15 protein-coding genes are annotated in these 16,494 nt (G+C 53.7%); 5 read left to right on the top strand and 10 right to left on the bottom strand.

The features are described 5' to 3' along the window. Positions 1–45 precede the first annotated feature (45 nt). The 4 genes from tyrS to ychF form a co-directional block, all read right to left on the bottom strand. Entirely contained in the window at positions 46–1,311 is a 1,266-nt protein-coding gene (tyrS, locus tag LVJ83_RS02720; protein WP_244786080.1) for a tyrosine--tRNA ligase, read from the bottom strand. A gap of 24 nt (positions 1,312–1,335) precedes the next feature. After that, on the bottom strand, positions 1,336–2,157 hold the full coding sequence (locus LVJ83_RS02715; RefSeq protein WP_244786078.1) for a hypothetical protein: 822 nt from the start codon (positions 2,155–2,157) through the stop codon (positions 1,336–1,338). Between the two features lie 590 nt (positions 2,158–2,747). Beyond that, positions 2,748–3,242: a glycine zipper 2TM domain-containing protein gene (locus LVJ83_RS02710; protein ID WP_244786076.1), complete on the bottom strand. Its 495-nt coding sequence runs from the start codon at positions 3,240–3,242 to the stop codon at positions 2,748–2,750. A 475-nt stretch (positions 3,243–3,717) separates the two neighbouring features. Then, entirely contained in the window at positions 3,718–4,809 is a 1,092-nt protein-coding gene (gene ychF, locus LVJ83_RS02705) for a redox-regulated ATPase YchF (RefSeq protein WP_244786074.1), read from the bottom strand. A 349-nt stretch (positions 4,810–5,158) separates the two neighbouring features. On the opposite strand from ychF, the gene LVJ83_RS02700 reads away from it, so the two are divergent. After that, a complete protein-coding gene (locus LVJ83_RS02700) occupies positions 5,159–5,566 on the top strand; it encodes a DUF2147 domain-containing protein (RefSeq protein ID WP_244786072.1) in 408 nt (135 codons plus the stop codon). Between the two features lie 306 nt (positions 5,567–5,872). Here the strand turns inward: LVJ83_RS02700 and LVJ83_RS13565 are convergent, their stop codons facing one another. The 5 genes from LVJ83_RS13565 to LVJ83_RS02670 form a co-directional block, all read right to left on the bottom strand. Then, positions 5,873–6,547: a YiaD family glycine zipper/OmpA-like lipoprotein gene (locus tag LVJ83_RS13565; protein ID WP_280515223.1), complete on the bottom strand. Its 675-nt coding sequence runs from the start codon at positions 6,545–6,547 to the stop codon at positions 5,873–5,875. 203 nt (positions 6,548–6,750) lie between these two features. Then, positions 6,751–7,599, bottom strand: a complete 849-nt coding sequence (locus tag LVJ83_RS02685) for a YoaK family protein (protein WP_244786070.1) — start codon at positions 7,597–7,599, stop codon at positions 6,751–6,753. Positions 7,600–7,967: 368 nt separating this feature from the next. Continuing rightward, on the bottom strand, positions 7,968–8,339 hold the full coding sequence (locus LVJ83_RS02680) for a DUF805 domain-containing protein (protein WP_244786068.1): 372 nt from the start codon (positions 8,337–8,339) through the stop codon (positions 7,968–7,970). Positions 8,340–8,463: 124 nt separating this feature from the next. Further along, positions 8,464–11,160, bottom strand: a complete 2,697-nt coding sequence (gene pepN / locus LVJ83_RS02675) for an aminopeptidase N (RefSeq protein WP_244786066.1) — start codon at positions 11,158–11,160, stop codon at positions 8,464–8,466. Beyond that, positions 11,157–11,564, bottom strand: a complete 408-nt coding sequence (locus LVJ83_RS02670; protein WP_244786064.1) for a hypothetical protein — start codon at positions 11,562–11,564, stop codon at positions 11,157–11,159. The genes pepN and LVJ83_RS02670 overlap by 4 nt, the downstream gene beginning before the upstream one ends. Positions 11,565–11,634: 70 nt before the next feature. Here LVJ83_RS02670 and LVJ83_RS02665 point away from each other — a divergent pair, with 70 nt between their 5' ends. Next, positions 11,635–11,934 carry an ArsR/SmtB family transcription factor gene (locus LVJ83_RS02665; RefSeq protein WP_244786062.1) on the top strand — a complete coding sequence of 100 codons (300 nt, stop codon included), beginning with the start codon at positions 11,635–11,637 and terminating at the stop codon, positions 11,932–11,934. A 101-nt stretch (positions 11,935–12,035) separates the two neighbouring features. Further along, positions 12,036–12,803 (top strand): exodeoxyribonuclease III, encoded by a 768-nt coding sequence (xth, locus tag LVJ83_RS02660; protein WP_244786059.1) that lies wholly within the window; start codon positions 12,036–12,038, stop codon positions 12,801–12,803. A gap of 149 nt (positions 12,804–12,952) precedes the next feature. Here the strand turns inward: xth and LVJ83_RS02655 are convergent, their stop codons facing one another. Further along, complete coding sequence (locus tag LVJ83_RS02655) at positions 12,953–14,725, bottom strand: extracellular solute-binding protein (protein ID WP_244786057.1); 1,773 nt, start codon at positions 14,723–14,725, stop codon at positions 12,953–12,955. A gap of 242 nt (positions 14,726–14,967) precedes the next feature. Between LVJ83_RS02655 and fabI the strand changes: the two genes are divergently transcribed. Both fabI and mscL read left to right on the top strand, forming a co-directional pair. Then, the gene (gene fabI / locus LVJ83_RS02650; RefSeq protein WP_244786055.1) at positions 14,968–15,762 is read left to right on the top strand and encodes an enoyl-ACP reductase FabI; all 795 of its coding nucleotides are present in this window, start codon (positions 14,968–14,970) and stop codon (positions 15,760–15,762) included. A 254-nt stretch (positions 15,763–16,016) separates the two neighbouring features. Continuing rightward, entirely contained in the window at positions 16,017–16,451 is a 435-nt protein-coding gene (mscL, locus tag LVJ83_RS02645) for a large conductance mechanosensitive channel protein MscL (protein WP_244786053.1), read from the top strand. Positions 16,452–16,494 lie beyond the last annotated feature (43 nt).

Here is a 16,494-nt window from a genome sequence, read left to right as displayed (position 1 = left end):
CGTCTGAAACCCATTGCGTTCAGACGGCCTGCTCTGCCTCAAAGCTTACGCCCATACCAGCAAGGCATGGTTGCGTTTGCCGCGCCGCACGATGGTGTATTTGCCGAAGCGTTTGTCGGCATCGGCCAGCACATAATCGTCGGCTTCGATTTTCGCGCCGTTTACCACCGCCGCGCCCTGTTTGACAAAGCCGCGTGCTTCGTTGTTGGACTTGGCCAGCCCGCTCTGCACCAGCGCCTGCACGATGCTCAGGCTGCCGCCGACCGGGTAGGCAGGCAAGCCGTCGAGCGCCAGTTGTTCGAAATCGGCTTCGGTGAGGTTGCTCTGATCTTCGGCAAACAGGCTGGCGGAAATGCGCTGCGCCGCTTCCAGTGCGGTTTCACCGTGAATCAGGCGGGTCATTTCTTCGGCCAAAATGCGTTGCGCTTCAGGTTTGGTGCCGCTGGCCTGGTCTTGCGCTTCAATGGCATCGATTTCGGCCACACTCAAGAATGTGAAGTATTTCAAAAATTTATACACATCAGCATCGGCCACTTTCAGCCAAAATTGGTAAAACTGATACGGTGAGGTTTTCTTGGCATCCAGCCACACCGCGCCGCCTTCGGTTTTGCCGAATTTGGTGCCGTCTGATTTGGTGACCAGCGGCAAAGTGAGGCCGAACACGCTTTGCTGGTTTAAGCGGCGGGTGGTGTCGATGCCCGAAGTGATGTTGCCCCATTGGTCGGAGCCGCCTATTTCCAGCATCACACCGTAGCGTTTGTTCAGCTCGGCAAAATCGTAGCCCTGCAACAGTGCATAGGCAAATTCGGTAAACGAAATGCCCACATCATCACGCTCGATACGCTGCTTCACCGATTCTTTCGCCAGCATCGCATTAACAGAAAAATGCTTGCCGATATCGCGCAAGAAATCAAGGCAGCCCATGCCGCCGAACCAGTCGTAATTGTTCGCCATCACCGCCGCGTTATCGCCCTCGAAACTCAGAAACGGCTTCAGCTGGCTGCGGATACTTTCCACCCAATTTTGCACGGTTTCCAAGGTATTCAGGCTGCGCTCGGCGGCTTTAAAGCTCGGGTCGCCGATCATACCGGTCGCCCCGCCCACCAGCGCCACAGGCGTGTGCCCTGCCAATTGGAAGCGGCGCAAAGCCAACACCGGCAGCAAATGGCCGATATGCAGGCTGTCGGCGGTGGGGTCGAAGCCGCAGTAAAGTGAGATTTTCTGTTCGTTCAACAGCGCTTCGAGCGCTTCAATGTCGGTGGTTTGCGCGATAAGGCCGCGCGCTTGCAAGTCTTGAATCACTGATTCCATTAAATTTCCATTCACTATGCTGAGTTATTTTGATTTTTTGTATTTACTTTTGATTCTGCGCCAAGCAATACTGGCTGTTGATTTATGTTCGCGAACGGTGCCTATTTTATCAACTGATTTAAAATCAGCACCTTGCTCCCGAATATAATCCAACCGCGCATGATGCATGCCATCGGCAGGATCCAATGTATAAAATACCGTGGCTTGGCCTGTAAAACCGTAAGGCATTTGTTTGAGCTGATTAAAAACCAAACGGTCTTCCGCATCTCCATTTTCATTAGGCGAGTCGGCCCATAAATGCAGAATATGCAAACATTTTATTTTATCCAACAATAAGCCGGAAGGCCGCACAAACCCGCCAAAATCTTGCACATAAATTCCTTTTCCCGGGCCGACGCTTTCCAACAAATCAACGCATAATCCTTGGTTTTTATTACCGTCAGCATAAATACAGTGGGAAAAAGCCCATGCTCTGCCCTGTAGTGATTCCACGGTCAAACGGCAGTGTTGGGAATCAAACCAATCGTCATCATCCAAATACATCACCAAAGGCGCATCGGCTAAAAATGATAAAACGCTTCTCAATGAGCCGCCATAACAACACCGATGCACACCACCATGCCGTTTTGATGTGGAATACCCCGGATTCAGCCAAAATAAAGAGCAATTGGGCGGGCATTTTTTCTGCAACTGCGCTTTTATTTTCTGCTCATTGCCGCCTAAATCTTTATCTACACCGATCAAAATCTGAATGCGCCCGGTAAAATCCTGTTGAAATATAGAATCCACGGCACGCAATAATGATTTTCTACATACAGTTGCGATGACAACAGCCAAATCATGCATAACCTACCCGCCTTTAAATTTCAACAAAAGCGCAAATCATATCACGATAATTCATTTACCCGCCGGCAGATGCACGCATACGACGAATGATGCGCCAAACCCATAATATTATAGCGGCCCAACCGAATCATTCTGCTCTGTTGCAATTGTTATTTTCAGTTGAACGGATTCAGGAAATCAAACAAGATATTCTACAGCAAATACAAGTGTTTTATTTTATACCAATTCAAAAAAGTAAGCGAACAAGACGACAACAGGCTTATCGTCAGCATCATAGCTTGTAGCTTGGCCGCCTGCCACGGTTTGAGACGAGCCAATTAAAAAAAGAGGTATCGCCATCTAGAGTATCCTGATGTGTCATATATCATCACTCTTTTAACGCAGCAGATACATTTTCAGGGGCAAAATACACCCGTCAATCAAACTTGTCAGCCCCCCCAATGGCGCGCACCGCACAATAAAAAATCGGGAACACAAATATTGTTCCCGACTGCATGCCGGAGCATCCCGGCCATTCTTTATATGAAGTTTTTGCTCCTGAAAAGGCGGATGCTCAGAACACCCTAAGCAGCTTAAATACGGCAAGATGCTTAACGGCGATGCCCGTAACCGCGCTCCCGATGCTGTACCACGCGGTATTTGTTGTGGCCGTTGCCGTTGCGCCATTGCTGTTGGCCGTAGCGGCTGTTGCCGCGCACATTAACCTTTTGGCTGCGGTAATTTTGATAAGCCTGATAGCGGCGCGCTTCTTGGTCGCGCAACATGCCGCGGCGGGCGGCTTCGCGGTAGGCATTGTAATCTTGGCGGTTTTTAAACTCGCGACCGCCGTAGTAATAGCGGTTGTTGTAGCGGCCTTCGCGGGTGTAGTTGCTGTTGCTTTTGGCAATCAGATTGCCCAGCACGCCGCCGGCCGCTGCGCCGATCAGGGTCGACTGCATGTCGCCGCCGATCAAATTACCGGCCACACCGCCGACGGCGGCGCCGACAATGGTGGATTCAGTGCGACCCATATCGGCCATGGCCAGCGGGGCGGCGGTCATGGCGGTGGCGGCGAATAACGAGATGAAAAGTTTGCGTGCGTTCATAATGCGCTCCTGCATAATGATGGTAAAGGTGGCGCCGCGCCATCGCGTTCAGACGGCCTTGCGGCATGTGTGCATTATGAGCAGAAAACGCCTGCAAAGTGCCGACCTTTAGCAAAGTTTTAATCGTGCTTACCGAAAGCCGTATCCGGGCCGTGGCAATTTACCTACATCAATGCATGTTTAAACACAATCTTTCAGACGGCCTGATGCATCCGAGGCCGTCTGAAACCCGGGGCGGCAGTTTTATTTTTTGAGGCTGCATCAAAACAACGGGCATCAGCAGCCCGGCAAACAATCTGCATATCTTGCCCATACGCCGAATACAAAAAAATACAGCCGCAAAATTCGGCTGTATTTTTTCACTTATACCCATTCACAAAAGTAAGCTAGCAAGGCGAGCCAACGCTGTTAGGTTATTTTTGTGAATGGGTATTATCATGCGGCATGCTCAGCCGCCGCAGTCAATATACAAATGTCAGACATTAAATAAAAAGTGAATCACATCGCCGTCCTGCACCACGTATTCTTTGCCCTCCGCGCGCATTTTGCCGGCCTCTTTGGCTTTGGCTTCGCCGCCAAGCGCCACGAAATCATCATAAGCGATGACTTGCGCACGGATAAAGCCGCGCTCGAAATCGGTGTGAATCACGCCGGCGGCCTGCGGGGCGGTGTCGCCTTTGTGTATCGTCCAGGCGCGCACTTCTTTGACGCCGGCGGTGAAGTAGGTTTGCAGGCCGAGCAAATCATAGCCTGCGCGGATAAGGCGGTTCAAGCCCGGCTCTTCCAAGCCCATTTCGTGCAGAAATTCGGCTTTTTCTTCGTCTTCCAGCTCGGCAATTTCACTTTCCATGGCGGCGCATACGGCTACCACGGGCGCATTTTCTTTGGCGGCCAATTCTTTCAGGCGCTCGAGGTGCGGGTTGTTTTCAAAGCCATCTTCAGCCACATTGCCGACATACATCGCAGGTTTGGCGGTGAGCAGAAACAGCGGTTTGAGCAGCGCCAAATCATCGGCATCGAGGCCGAATGCGCGCACGGGTCTGCCTTCATTCAGATGCGGCAGCAGTTTTTCGCATAAAGCCACCAGCTTTTGCGCCTCTTTATCACCCGATTTGGCGCGTTTGCCTTCGCGGAGAATGGCTTTTTCAACACTCGCCAGGTCGGCCAACGCCAGCTCGGTGCCGATGGTTTCGATGTCGGCAATCGGGTCGACTTTGCCGGCCACGTGCACGATGTTGTCATCATCAAAACAGCGCACCACGTTCACAATTGCATCGGTTTCGCGGATATTGGCCAGAAACTGGTTGCCCAAGCCCTCGCCTTTGCTCGCACCGGCCACTAAGCCGGCGATATCGACAAATTCCACAATCGCAGGCTGCATTTTTTGCGGGTTGACAATTTTCGCCAATGCTTCCATGCGCAAATCGGGCACTTCCACAATGCCCACATTCGGCTCGATGGTGCAAAAAGGATAATTGGCCGCCTCGATGCCCGATTGGGTCAGCGCATTAAACAAGGTGGATTTGCCGACATTGGGCAAGCCGACGATGCCGCATTTCAAACTCATGATTTTCTTCCTGAAATTGTGCAATTTTAATCAACCGGCGATTATAGCATATTTCCGCATAGCGCCTGTAGGGTGTCCTGATATGTCATATATCATCTTTTTTTTGCGCTAAAAGTACATCTGCTGCGTTTTTTGCCTTGCACCTGTATTTCCAGGAACAAAACCCCTCCATAAACGACACATCAGGACACCCTAGACGCACACCGAAAAGGCCGGCGGCTTTTGAAAACCCCGGTTTTATTGATTTTAAAATAAATTATTTCACTTAGAGTAATTCACCTAATCACTTTTTTTGATTATGCTTCATAAACCGCACCACATTCAAGTTGCGGATAACAAAGGAGAAATCATGAAGAAGTTAATCATTTTAAGCGCACTCATCAGCCCGCTGGCTTTTGCCCAAGGCATCGAAGGCAAATGGCGCACCATTGACGATGAAACCGGCAAACCGAAAGCCGTGGTGCAGATCAGCCAGAGCGGCGGCGTATACAGCGGTCAAATCGTCTCATTGGCCGATGGCGTGAAAAACGAATGCCCGGCCTGCAAACCGGCCAAACCGCTGATCGGGCTGAGCGTGCTCACCGGCCTGAAAGAAAAAGGCGGCAAATATGAGGGCGGCAAAATTTACGACCCCAAAAGCGGCAAAACCTACAATGCCAAAGCCGAGCTGGCCAATGGCGGCAATGCTTTGAAAGTGCGCGGCTATCTGGGCGTATCGGCGCTGGGCCGCACACAGACCTGGCAAAAAGCAGACTGACCGCAGCAAAGTCAAAGGCCGTCTGAAACACTTAAACAGTGTTTCAGACGGCCTTTTTCATATAATCATGCCCATTCGAAAAAGCAAGCTGACGATTTCGAATGGGCATATCCTAGGGTATTCTGACAATTCGTTTATAAGGGGATTTTTGTTCCTGGAAATGCAGATGCCAGGCAAAAAACGCAGCAAGATTGGACATCTTGCGAGGCTTTTTAACGCAGCAGATGCGTTTTCAGGAGCAAAAAGCACCCATAAATCGAATGGTCAGGATACCCTAGGGTGTCCCATGCGGGAACACAAACCGGATTACTGCTGTGCGGCGCGTACGGCAGCCTGATCGGGATTAATCAGAATTTCCACACGGCGGTTTTGAGCGCGGCCTTCAGCGGTAGCATTCGAGGCAACCGGTTGGCGCGAACCGTAGCCGACGGTGCTCAGGCGCGATGTGGCGACACCGCGTTGGTTGAGATAGCCTGCCACCGCCTGGGCGCGGCGTTGCGACAACGGCTCGTTGATGGCATCAGAGCCGGTGTTGTCGGTGTGGCCGGCCACGGTCAGCGTGGTATCAGGATATTGCACCAGCGTTTGAGCGGCGCGGGTCAGCGCATCTTGCGCAGCAGTGCTCAGGGTGGCGCTGTTGGTGGCAAACGTCACACTCTCAGGCATTACCAGCTTGATTTGATCGCCTTCGCGCTGCACGTCTACGCCGGTGTTGGCCAGGCTTTCACGCAGTTTTTTCTCTTGATAATCCATGTAACCGCCAACACCTGCGCCGATGGCACCGCAAGCCAACGCAGAATTGCGCGCGCCTTTGCTGCCGTGGGTCAGTGCGCCCACAATGCCGCAGACGGCCGCACCGCCCAAACCATACATGGCGGTTTTGCTGGCCTGCCGCTCGCCGGTGGTGGCGTTGGTTACACAGCCTGCCAGCGCCAAAGGTGCGGCCACAGCCAAAAAGGTTAACGGTTTCAATATTTTCATGGAAATATCCTTTCGATAATGAGATCCGGCAAGCCGCATCAAGCGCCTGCCCGCAATGGTCAAACGGTATGGCACAAGCCATACCCCGCATTCACTATAGCCGACATTAAATCCGATTAGAAGTTTTCTTAACTTGATATTACACAGTAAATCAAGTCATTACCTTTCAACTGAAAACAACAGTATTTGTCGGGCGCAACCGCTCACATCAGCCCGCGCGCGCGCAGGCGGCGCACCAACATCAGCTTCAAGCGTATTTTCACATCATAGCCCACCGAGCCGAAACCGAGCACAAACAAGGCCAGCGCCACCGCCAGCGCAAAATGGTGGCCGACTGTGTGATAGCCCCACGCGCCGATAATGCCGCCGACCACAAAAGCCACCATCAGGCCGGTAAACAGCCTGATTTTCGGCTGGTTGACATACACATGCGGCAGGCGCGGATTGTCGCTGCGCTGGTAATACAGCAGTTTGGAAAGCTCGATGCCCAAATCGGTGGCGGTGCCGGTCATGTGGGTGGAGCGGATGGCGCCGCCGGAAATAATCGTCATCACCGTGTTGTGCATGCCCATGATGAAGCAGAGTAAAAAAATGGCAATCGGCGGCACCACCGTTTCGCCGAAAGTCAGCGTGGCCGCGCCCAACACGCCAAACAGCAGCAGATACACCGCTTCGAGCCACATCGACAGGCCGAAGCTGCCGCGAAACCGCTGGCGCTTGGTCCACAAAATCACCCAGCTCGAATGCGCGGCGCCAAACACAAAACACAACACCCCAAACATCGCCGCCGCCACAATGCCCCATTCGCCGAGATAGGCTTTATCGGCCGCATGCGACAATTCGCCGGTAACATGCGAGGTGTAGCGTGCCACCGCAAAAAAGCCGCCGGCATTAATGGCGCCGGCCAACAGCGCCATCACATAGCCGAGCCAACGGAAACGCGCATCGGCGATATTGTGCTCGTGCAGATAAGGCTTGTCGGCCTGCCAAAACGGCTGGTGGCTGCTTTTGGCACGGCGGCGGCGCTCGCGGCGGCTTTGGGGTTCGGGCAACGGTGTCTCCGTAAAAAAGGTTTCAGACGGCCTGCGCCGTGAAACAGGCAGTCTGTCTGCATCCGCATCAGATAATCGGAATGAAATCTCGGCAAAAGGCTTTTACAGCGTAAAATAATAGCCCGTCACGCCGTTATTGCTGCGTCAACAAAAATGCAGCAAAGGTCTCACTATATTGATTTTACAAGGCCGTCTGAAAAAAGTAACCACCGATTCACCACAGAATGATGCATATCAACAACAAAGGCCGTCTGAAAGCGGATTAATCCGTTTTCAGACGGCCTTTGAAACGGGCGTATATCATCAAACCGCTATTTCCGACACAGGCGCCCTCCTCGTTACTGCAAAATCGGCGGCACCGGATCGGCTTATTCCACCAGCCCTTCCTGCTGCTTCGGGTCGGGGCCGAAACGGTTGCTGCCGCGCGTACCCTCGAAGCAGGCAAACACCAGCAGCACCAGATTAGCCAGCGGAATCAGGTTCAACAATGCCCACCAGCCGCTGCGGTCGATATCATGCAAACGGCGCACCATCACTGCCAGAGCAGGCAGGAAAAAGGCCAACACCATCACATTCATCAGCATATCCGACGATTCCTCGCTCACGCCTGCAAACGCAGCCCCCAGCCCCACCACCAACATAATCAGCAGGACGAACAACTGAAAAAACCAAAATTCCTTGCGCCGCGCCCGGCCTTTAAAGTCGGCGTATTGTTTCAGACATTTGATGAAGTAATACATAAGATTTCCTTGCAGACAGAATCATTGTGAATTGAAATTATAACGCATTTACAAATAAAACAGTTTCGCCTTGCCATCGATATAGAGGCCGTCTGAACATTTATTTTCAGACGGCCTCTGCGGTTTACGACAGAATCTTGCCGACAATCTCAGCCACATCTTTCGATAACTTATCCATGCCGGCAATGCGCTCAAGCTGCATGGTCATCAGTTTGCGCCGTTGCGGTTCGAGCTTGTGGCAGATATTGAACGCCTGCACCAGCCGCGCCGCCACTTGCGGGTTAAATGCATCAATCTGCATCACTTTTTCGGCGATAAATTCATAACCGCTGCCGTTTTCGGCATGGAAATGCGGCACGTTGCGGGCGAAGCTGCCCAACAGCGAGCGGGCTTTGTTGGGGTTTTCGAGGCTGAATTTGGGGTGGTGCAAGGCCGTCTGAACCTGTTTGAGCGTGTCGGGGCGGTGGCTGCTGCCAACGAGGATAAAGTATTTGTCCATCACCAGCGCATCATCGGCATAGCGTTCGGCAAAACGGCTGAGTAGGTGGTTGCGGCCGTCTTCATCCAAATGATTGACGGTGTTGAGAATGCTCATTTCGTGGGTCATATTGGGCGTGAGCTGCTCGTAGCGGGTGATGTAGTCTTGCAGACGTGCGCACACGGTTTTTTCGTGCTCGGCATGCTGCTCGCCCGAATAGGCGGCCAGCGTCATCATGGCGTGGCGCTCGGCGCGGATGGTGAGCAGGCGCACGGCCGCCAGCAGGCTGCGGATGCCGGCCAGCTGCGGATGATATTCATAGGGTGCTTCGATACCGCTTTCTGTTTCTTGATCGAGCGCCCAAGTGCGGATATAGACCAGGTTTTCGAGGCAGGCTTTGGCGATGTTATCCAGCAGGGCTTCGCGCGCCTGATGATAATGCAGCGGGTTGATGTTTTCAGCGCCTTCCCACAATTCGGCGGTAGCGGGCGCGCGCAGCAACATGGCTTTGAAGGCGGGGTCGATTTCCTGCTTGAGCATCTGTTTGAAGGCTTCAATCAGGCCGTGGTGTTCGGGCAGCGGCTCTCCTGCCCCAATGGCGGCCAGATTGGCCTGCACGGCACGGCGGTAGAGCGTTTGCCCTGCTTCCCAACGGGCAAACGGGTCGCTGTCGTGCGCCAACAGCAGGTGCAAATCTTCATCGCTATAAGGATAATTCAGATACACAGGGGCGGAAAAGCCGCGCAACAGCGAAGGCACCACATGTTCGCCCACACCGTGCAACACAAATTCCTGCTCGGCTTCGGTCAGCAGCAACACCGCTTCGGTTTGTGCTTCGGCGTTTTCAGACGGCCTGAATGCCATGGCTTCGCCTTGCCGGTTGAGCAAGCCGACTTTCACCGGAATCATCATCGGCTGTTTTTCCGCCATATCGGGGGTGGCGGGAACGGTTTGACGGATATTGAGCGTAAACGTGCGCGCTTGTGCGTTCAGACGGCCTGTGATGTCGAGCACGGGCGTGCCGGCCTGGCTGTACCACAAGGCCATTTGGTCGAGATTAGCATCGTTGGCATCGGCCATGGCGGCGCGGAAATCATCACAGGTTACCGCTTGGCCGTCGTGGCGTTTGAAATAAAGCTGCATGCCTTTTTGAAAGCCGTCTTCGCCCAACAGGGTGTGATAGAGGCGCACCACTTCGGCACCTTTTTCATACACGGTCATGGTGTAGAAATTATTCATTTCCTCATACGATGCGGGCCGCACGGGATGCGCCATCGGCCCGGCATCTTCGGCAAACTGCAATTGGCGCAACAGGCTCACGTTTTCGATACGGCGCACGGCACGGCTGGCGCGGTCACCCGAAAATTCCTGATCGCGAAACACAGTAAGCCCTTCTTTGAGCGAGAGTTGGAACCAATCGCGGCAGGTTACACGGTTGCCGGTGTAGTTGTGGAAATATTCGTGGCCGATAACGGATTCGATGCCTTCAAAATCGGCATCGGTGGCGGTGCGGCTGTCGGCCAATACATATTTGGTGTTGAAAATATTCAGGCCTTTGTTTTCCATCGCGCCCATATTAAAGTCGCCCACCGCCACCACCATGTAAATATCAAGGTCGTATTCGAGGCCGAAGCGGGTTTCGTCCCAACGCATGGCGTTTTTCAACGATTCGACCGCAAACGGCACTTTGGCCTGATCGGCTTCCGAAGTGTAAAACTCAATCGCCACGTTTTTACCGCTTTGGGTGGTAAACGTATCGCGCGTGCAGGCCAAATCGCCCGCCACCAGCGCAAACAGATAGCTGGGCTTGGCAAACGGATCAAGCCATTTCACCCAATGGCGGCCGTCTTCCAAATCGCCGCCGTCGATTTTATTGCCGTTGGAAAGCAGCACCGGATAGCGTTTTTTGTCGGCCACAATGGTGGTGGTAAACTTGCTCATCACGTCGGGGCGGTCGGGATAAAACGTGATTTTGCGGAAGCCTTCCGGCTCGCATTGGGTGTAGAGATTGCCGTTTGAGCCATACAGCCCCATCAGCGATTTGTTGTCATAAGGCTGTACGCGGGTTTCGATTTCGAGCACAAAGCTTTCAGACGGCACATGATCAAGCGTGAGCGTTTCGTCTGCCAAGCGGTAATCCGCCACCGCTTCACCGTCGAGCTTGAGCGACAGCAACTGCGCCGAACCGTTTAACACCAACGGCGCCCCCGCCTGTTGGGGCAACACCAGCAAACGCGCCTTAACAATGGTGTCGGGCTCGCCGATTTCAAAGCGCAAATCGGTTTGGCGGATGTGGTAGGCAGGCGCCTGATAATCTTTCAGATAGTAAACGGTTTTGCTCATGGCTTTCTCTCTTTGTGATTCGGATGATTCGGGTCAATCAAGGCATGTTTCAAACAAACCGGCACGGCAGCAGCAAAAGCAAGGCACGCAATCAAGCCAAACCGCATGCCGGGTTGTTTTTTTGAATGAGTATAACGCCAATATATGGTTTCAGACGGCCTATAATCAATACAGGCCGTCTGAAAAAAAATATTGAAGGCAGCCCCTAGGGTGTTCGGACCATTCGATTTACGGGTGTATTTTGCCCCTGAAAACGCATCTGCTGCGTTAAAAAGCCTCGCAAGATGTCCAATCTTGCTGCGTTTTTGCCTGGCATCTGCATTTTCAGGAACAAAAATCCCCTCATAAACAAATTGTCCGGACACCCTAGGGCATCCTGCAACACCATGTTTTTGAAATATCACAAACAATCATTGCCGTTTGCGGGCAACTGCCCTACAATCAAACCATCCGAAACCCAGGCGGGAACCGATTATGCCGAACCTCCAAAAAATGCAGCACAGCACAGCCAAAGCCGCTGCCCTGCTCAAGCTCATCGCCCACCCCCACCGGCTGATGATTTTATGCCTGCTGCTTGAGAGCGAAAAAAACGTTACCGAGCTGGTTGAAGCGGTCGGCATCAACCAAACCGCCATCTCCAACCATCTGGCCAAGTTGCGCAGCGAGGGCGTGATTGAATTTACCCGCTACCACCGCGTGCTGCAATACCGCCTCACGTCGCCCGAAATCGAAGCCGTCATCGCCACCCTCAACGAGCTCTACCCCGCCGACTAACTGCATGCCGGCAGCCGCCGCACTTTGCCTGCAAAGCTTTCTTTAAGGCCGTCTGAAAGATTTGTTATCATACGGCCTTTCCCTTATCCGAACGCCGCATTATGAAAATCGCCACCTGGAACATCAATTCCCTCAATGTGCGCCTGCCGCACGTGCAAGACTGGCTTGCCAAAGAGCAGCCCGACATCCTCGCCCTGCAAGAGCTCAAGCTCGATCAAGACAAATACCCTGCCGCAGCCTTCCAATTAAGCGGTTGGCACACCGTGTGGAGCGGCCAGAAAACCTATAACGGCGTCGCCCTCATCAGCAAACAGCCGCCCGAAGAGGTGCACACCGGCCTGCCCGGCCTGCCCGACGACCCGCAGCGGCGCGTGATTGCCGCCACCATCAACGGCGTGCGCGTGGTGAATGTGTATTGCGTCAACGGCGAAGCGCTCGACAGCCCCAAATTTGACTACAAACGGCAATGGTTTGCCGCGCTCACCGACTTTATCCGCGACGAGCTGACCCGCCACGAAAAGCTGGTGCTGCTCGGCGACTTCAACATCGCTCCCGCCGATGCCGACTGCTACGACCCCGAAAAATGGCGCGAACAAATCCACTGCTCCAGCATCGAGCGCGGCTGGTTCCAAACGCTTTTGGGCTTGGGCTTAACCGACAGCCTGCGCCAAATCCACCCCGAAGGCGCGTTTTACACCTGGTGGGATTACCGCGGCGCCATGTTCCAACGCAAACTCGGCCTGCGCATCGACCACCTGCTGATTACCCCCGCGCTGACAGAAACCTTGCAAGATGTGCAGGTGGATTTGGAAGCCCGCGGCTGGGAGCGCCCCAGCGATCATGCGCCGGTATGGGCAAAATTCGATTAAACCCGCACGGTTAATGCAAAGGCCGTCTGAACGCTGTGTTTCAAGCTTTCAGACGGCCTTTTTCTGCCGATATATATTGACGGCACTTGCCCCCTCTTTATTTCCCCGCTTGCGATGATTGATTTGAGTTTGACTATAATAGCTGCCCATCATTTTACCCACCCTGCTTTCAGCGCCCAATCCATCGCCTGATAATACTTCGGCGCGCGCGCGGGCATGCCTAAGGTGTTGCGGTAAATCACGCGGTGGCGGTCGCTGTACCAATTGGGCACGATAATGTATTGATGGCGGATAACGCGGTCGAGCGCGCGGGCAGCGGCGGTGAGCTCTTCGCGGTTTTTAAAGCCGGCAAACTGCGGCAGCAGCGCTTCCACAGCCGGGTCGCACACGCCTGCCCAATTGCGGGTGCCGGGCGTTTTGGCGGATGCACAGCTGAAATAGTTAAACTGCTCGTTACCGGGGCTTTCGCTGTTGCCATACACCACAATGGTGAGGTCGTAATCAAAATCATTGAGCCGCTTCTGATACACGGCGGGGTCGGCCACGCGCACATTCAAGCGGATGCCGATTTTGGCCAAATCACGCTGCCATTTGGCGGTGATGCGCTCGTAAGTTTTGCTCGGCGACAGAAACTCCAACACCAGCGGCCTGCCGTTTTTATCTGCCAACACACCATTACGGTAGCGGTAGCCCGCCTGCTCCAACAGCGCGCGGGCTTTGAGCAGGTTGGGGCGCACGCCGGCCGCAGGGTCGATTTGCGGCGATTCGGTCACATTTTCGTCAAACACAGCGGCAGGCAGTTTGCTGCGGATGGTGTTCAACAGCGCCAGTTCCCTGCCCTGCGGCTTGCCGGCAGCGGCCATGCTGCTGTTGGTAAACAGGCTGTTGCTGCGCTGGTAAAGGCCGTGAAACAGGCGGCTGTTGACACTTTCAAAATCGAAACTTTCCACCAGCGCGCGCCGCACTAAAATATTGTTGAACGGCGCACGGCGCTGGTTCATCACAAAGCCTTGCAAACCGGCGGTATTGCCGTGCATCCATTCGTGTTTTTGCAGGCCGCGCTTTTCCAGATCACGCTCGGAATAAGCGCGCGCCCAATTGCGGGCAACGTTTTCCTGCACGAAATCATAGCGGCCGCCTTTGATACCTTCGATGCGCACGCTGTCGTCACGATAATAGCGAAAGCGCACGGTGTTGTAGTTATACATGCCCTTGCGGGCGGGCAGGTTTTGCGCCCAATAGTTTTGGTCGCGTGCAAATTCGCTCAAACGCCCGCCGTCGGCACGGGCAAAACGATACGGGCCCGAGCCGATGGGCAGCGCATTGGGCGCAGCGGCCAGCCCTTTCGGATAGCTTTTGCGCGAAAACACCGGCAGTTCGCCCAAAATCATGTGCAATTCGGCATTGCGCTGTTTGAAACGAAACACCACCGTGCGCGGCGCCGGGGTTTCCACTTTGGCTACATCCGCCCAGTAAAATTGATACATCGGCGCGGCGGCTTTGTCTTGCGTGAGCAGGCGGAACGAAGCGGCCACATCTTGCGCCAACACCGGATCGCCGTTGTGGAAACGTGCTTTGGGGTTGAGCCTGAACGTTACCGAGAGGCCGTCTGAAGCAAGCTGCACATCTTCGGCCAGCAAGCCATACATCGCAAACGGCTCATCGTCGCTTTTGACCATCAGCGTATCGAGCGTGAGCGCAGCAACACCCGCTTCATGATCCCCCTTGAGGGTAAACGGATTGAGCGTATCGAAACCGCCGGACACCGGCAGCGTCAGCGTGCCGCCCTTGGGGGCGTTCGGATTCACATAATCAAAATGGCGGAAATCTGCCGCATAGCGCGGCGGGTGCCCCAAACCCAAACCGTGGGCGGCGTGGGCCAATGCAGGCAAACACAGGCAAACAAGCAATAATTGTTTCATAGCAGCAATATAAAGAAGATTCCGCGCTTATTGTACGCAATATTGCCCGGGGCTTGCCAACAATTCAGAATGATTCGGATTTTTGTGATAAAACGCAGATGCAAGCACAAAAAATCTAAGTAATTCTGAATGGTCAGGACACCTTAGGCCGTCTGAAAACATTGTTTTCTATACCGAAACGCTGCTTTTTGCTATAATGCGCGGTTTCACAAATACGCAAAACCACTGCTAAGGAATTAAAAATGGGCTTTCTGCAAGGTAAAAAAATTCTGATTACCGGCATGATTTCCGAGCGTTCGATTGCTTACGGCATTGCCAAAGCATGCCGCGAACAGGGCGCCGAGCTTGCCTTTACTTATGTTGTCGACAAACTGGAAGAGCGCGTGCGCAAAATGGCCAAAGCGCTGGGCTCTGATTTGGTGTTCCGCTGCGATGTGCAAAGCGACGAAGAAATCGAACAGGCCTTTGCCGATTTGGCCAAACATTGGGACGGCCTCGACGGCCTGGTGCACTCTATCGGTTTTGCCCCGCGCGAAGCTTTGGGCGGCGATTTTCTCGACAGTATCAGCCGCGAAGCCTTTAAAGTGGCGCACGAAGTATCCGCCTACAGCCTGCCCGCGCTGGCCAAAGCCGCCCGCCCGATGATGCAAAACCGCAACGGCGCGATTTTGGCACTCTCTTATTTGGGCGCGGTGCGTGCGATTCCGAACTACAACGTAATGGGCATGGCCAAAGCCAGCCTCGAAGCCGGCATCCGCTTCACCGCCGCCTGCCTGGGCAAAGAAGGCATCCGCTGCAACGGCATTTCTGCCGGCCCCATCAAAACACTGGCCGCCTCCGGCATTGCCGACTTCAGCAAACTCTTGAGCCATGTGGCTTCGCACAACCCGCTGGCGCGCAACGTGACCATCGACGAAGTGGGCAACACCGCCGCCTTTCTGCTGTCAGACCTGGCCTCGGGCATCACCGGCGAAATCACTTATGTTGACGGCGGTTACAGCATCAATGCATTAAACGACGCCGAAGAAGAAGCGTAAATTCCACCCTCGGCAACTGCCCCGCAGGCCGTCTGAAACAGAACTGTAACCTTTTTACATCATACTGTTTTTTCAGACGGCCTTTTTCACGCATAAACGGAACTAAAGCCTTGTTTATGCATCAAACATACAAATCTTAACACCTGCCTGCATATCATTTACCCAAAAGCAGGTATGATGCGCCTCTACTTATTTCAGCCTAATCTTTTTAGATTAGTTATCATTTATTTAACACCATCAATAAAGGAAACATTATGTCTTTGAAACAGGAATTTAAAGAATTTATCATGCGCGGCAACGTTATCGATCTGGCGGTCGGTATGGTTGTCGGCACGGCCTTCAGCGGCATCGTCAAATCATTGGTAGACGATGTCATCATGCCCCCCATCGGCCTCTTGCTGGGCGGCGTAGATTTCTCCAACCTCTTTATCACCCTGAAAGACGGCACCCCCGCCGCAGGCGAAGCGGGCTATGCTTCATTGGCCGCCGCCCAAGCCGCCGGCGCCGTTACCGTGAATCTGGGTTTGTTTATCAACACCATCATCAGCTTCATCATCATCGCCGCCGCCATCTTTGCCGTGATTAAAGCCATCAGCAAACTGAAACGCGAAGAAGCACCCGAAGCAGCGGAAGAGCCGAGCGAAGAAGTGGTATTGCTGCGCGAAATCCGCGATTCGCTGAAAAAATAAATTCGGCTTGAAGCCAGCCGCTCATTGCATCACCAAGGCCGTC

The sequence above is a fragment of the Uruburuella testudinis genome (assembly GCF_022870865.1).
Classification (GTDB): domain Bacteria; phylum Pseudomonadota; class Gammaproteobacteria; order Burkholderiales; family Neisseriaceae; genus Neisseria; species Neisseria testudinis.
The sequence above is the reverse complement of the archived record's forward strand: the minus strand, read 5'-3'. Positions and strand labels throughout refer to the sequence as shown.

Coding starts and splice junctions, on each gene's coding strand:
- mscL (WP_244786053.1), top strand. CDS start 16,017: ATGTCTTTGAAACAGGAATTTAAAGAATTTATCATGCGCGGCAACGTT.
- LVJ83_RS13565 (WP_280515223.1), bottom strand. CDS start 6,547: ATGAAAATATTGAAACCGTTAACCTTTTTGGCTGTGGCCGCACCTTTG.
- LVJ83_RS02710 (WP_244786076.1), bottom strand. CDS start 3,242: ATGAACGCACGCAAACTTTTCATCTCGTTATTCGCCGCCACCGCCATG.
- ychF (WP_244786074.1), bottom strand. CDS start 4,809: ATGAGTTTGAAATGCGGCATCGTCGGCTTGCCCAATGTCGGCAAATCC.
- LVJ83_RS02680 (WP_244786068.1), bottom strand. CDS start 8,339: ATGTATTACTTCATCAAATGTCTGAAACAATACGCCGACTTTAAAGGC.
- fabI (WP_244786055.1), top strand. CDS start 14,968: ATGGGCTTTCTGCAAGGTAAAAAAATTCTGATTACCGGCATGATTTCC.
- LVJ83_RS02655 (WP_244786057.1), bottom strand. CDS start 14,725: ATGAAACAATTATTGCTTGTTTGCCTGTGTTTGCCTGCATTGGCCCAC.
- tyrS (WP_244786080.1), bottom strand. CDS start 1,311: ATGGAATCAGTGATTCAAGACTTGCAAGCGCGCGGCCTTATCGCGCAA.
- pepN (WP_244786066.1), bottom strand. CDS start 11,160: ATGAGCAAAACCGTTTACTATCTGAAAGATTATCAGGCGCCTGCCTAC.
- LVJ83_RS02715 (WP_244786078.1), bottom strand. CDS start 2,157: ATGCATGATTTGGCTGTTGTCATCGCAACTGTATGTAGAAAATCATTA.
- xth (WP_244786059.1), top strand. CDS start 12,036: ATGAAAATCGCCACCTGGAACATCAATTCCCTCAATGTGCGCCTGCCG.
- LVJ83_RS02700 (WP_244786072.1), top strand. CDS start 5,159: ATGAAGAAGTTAATCATTTTAAGCGCACTCATCAGCCCGCTGGCTTTT.
- LVJ83_RS02665 (WP_244786062.1), top strand. CDS start 11,635: ATGCCGAACCTCCAAAAAATGCAGCACAGCACAGCCAAAGCCGCTGCC.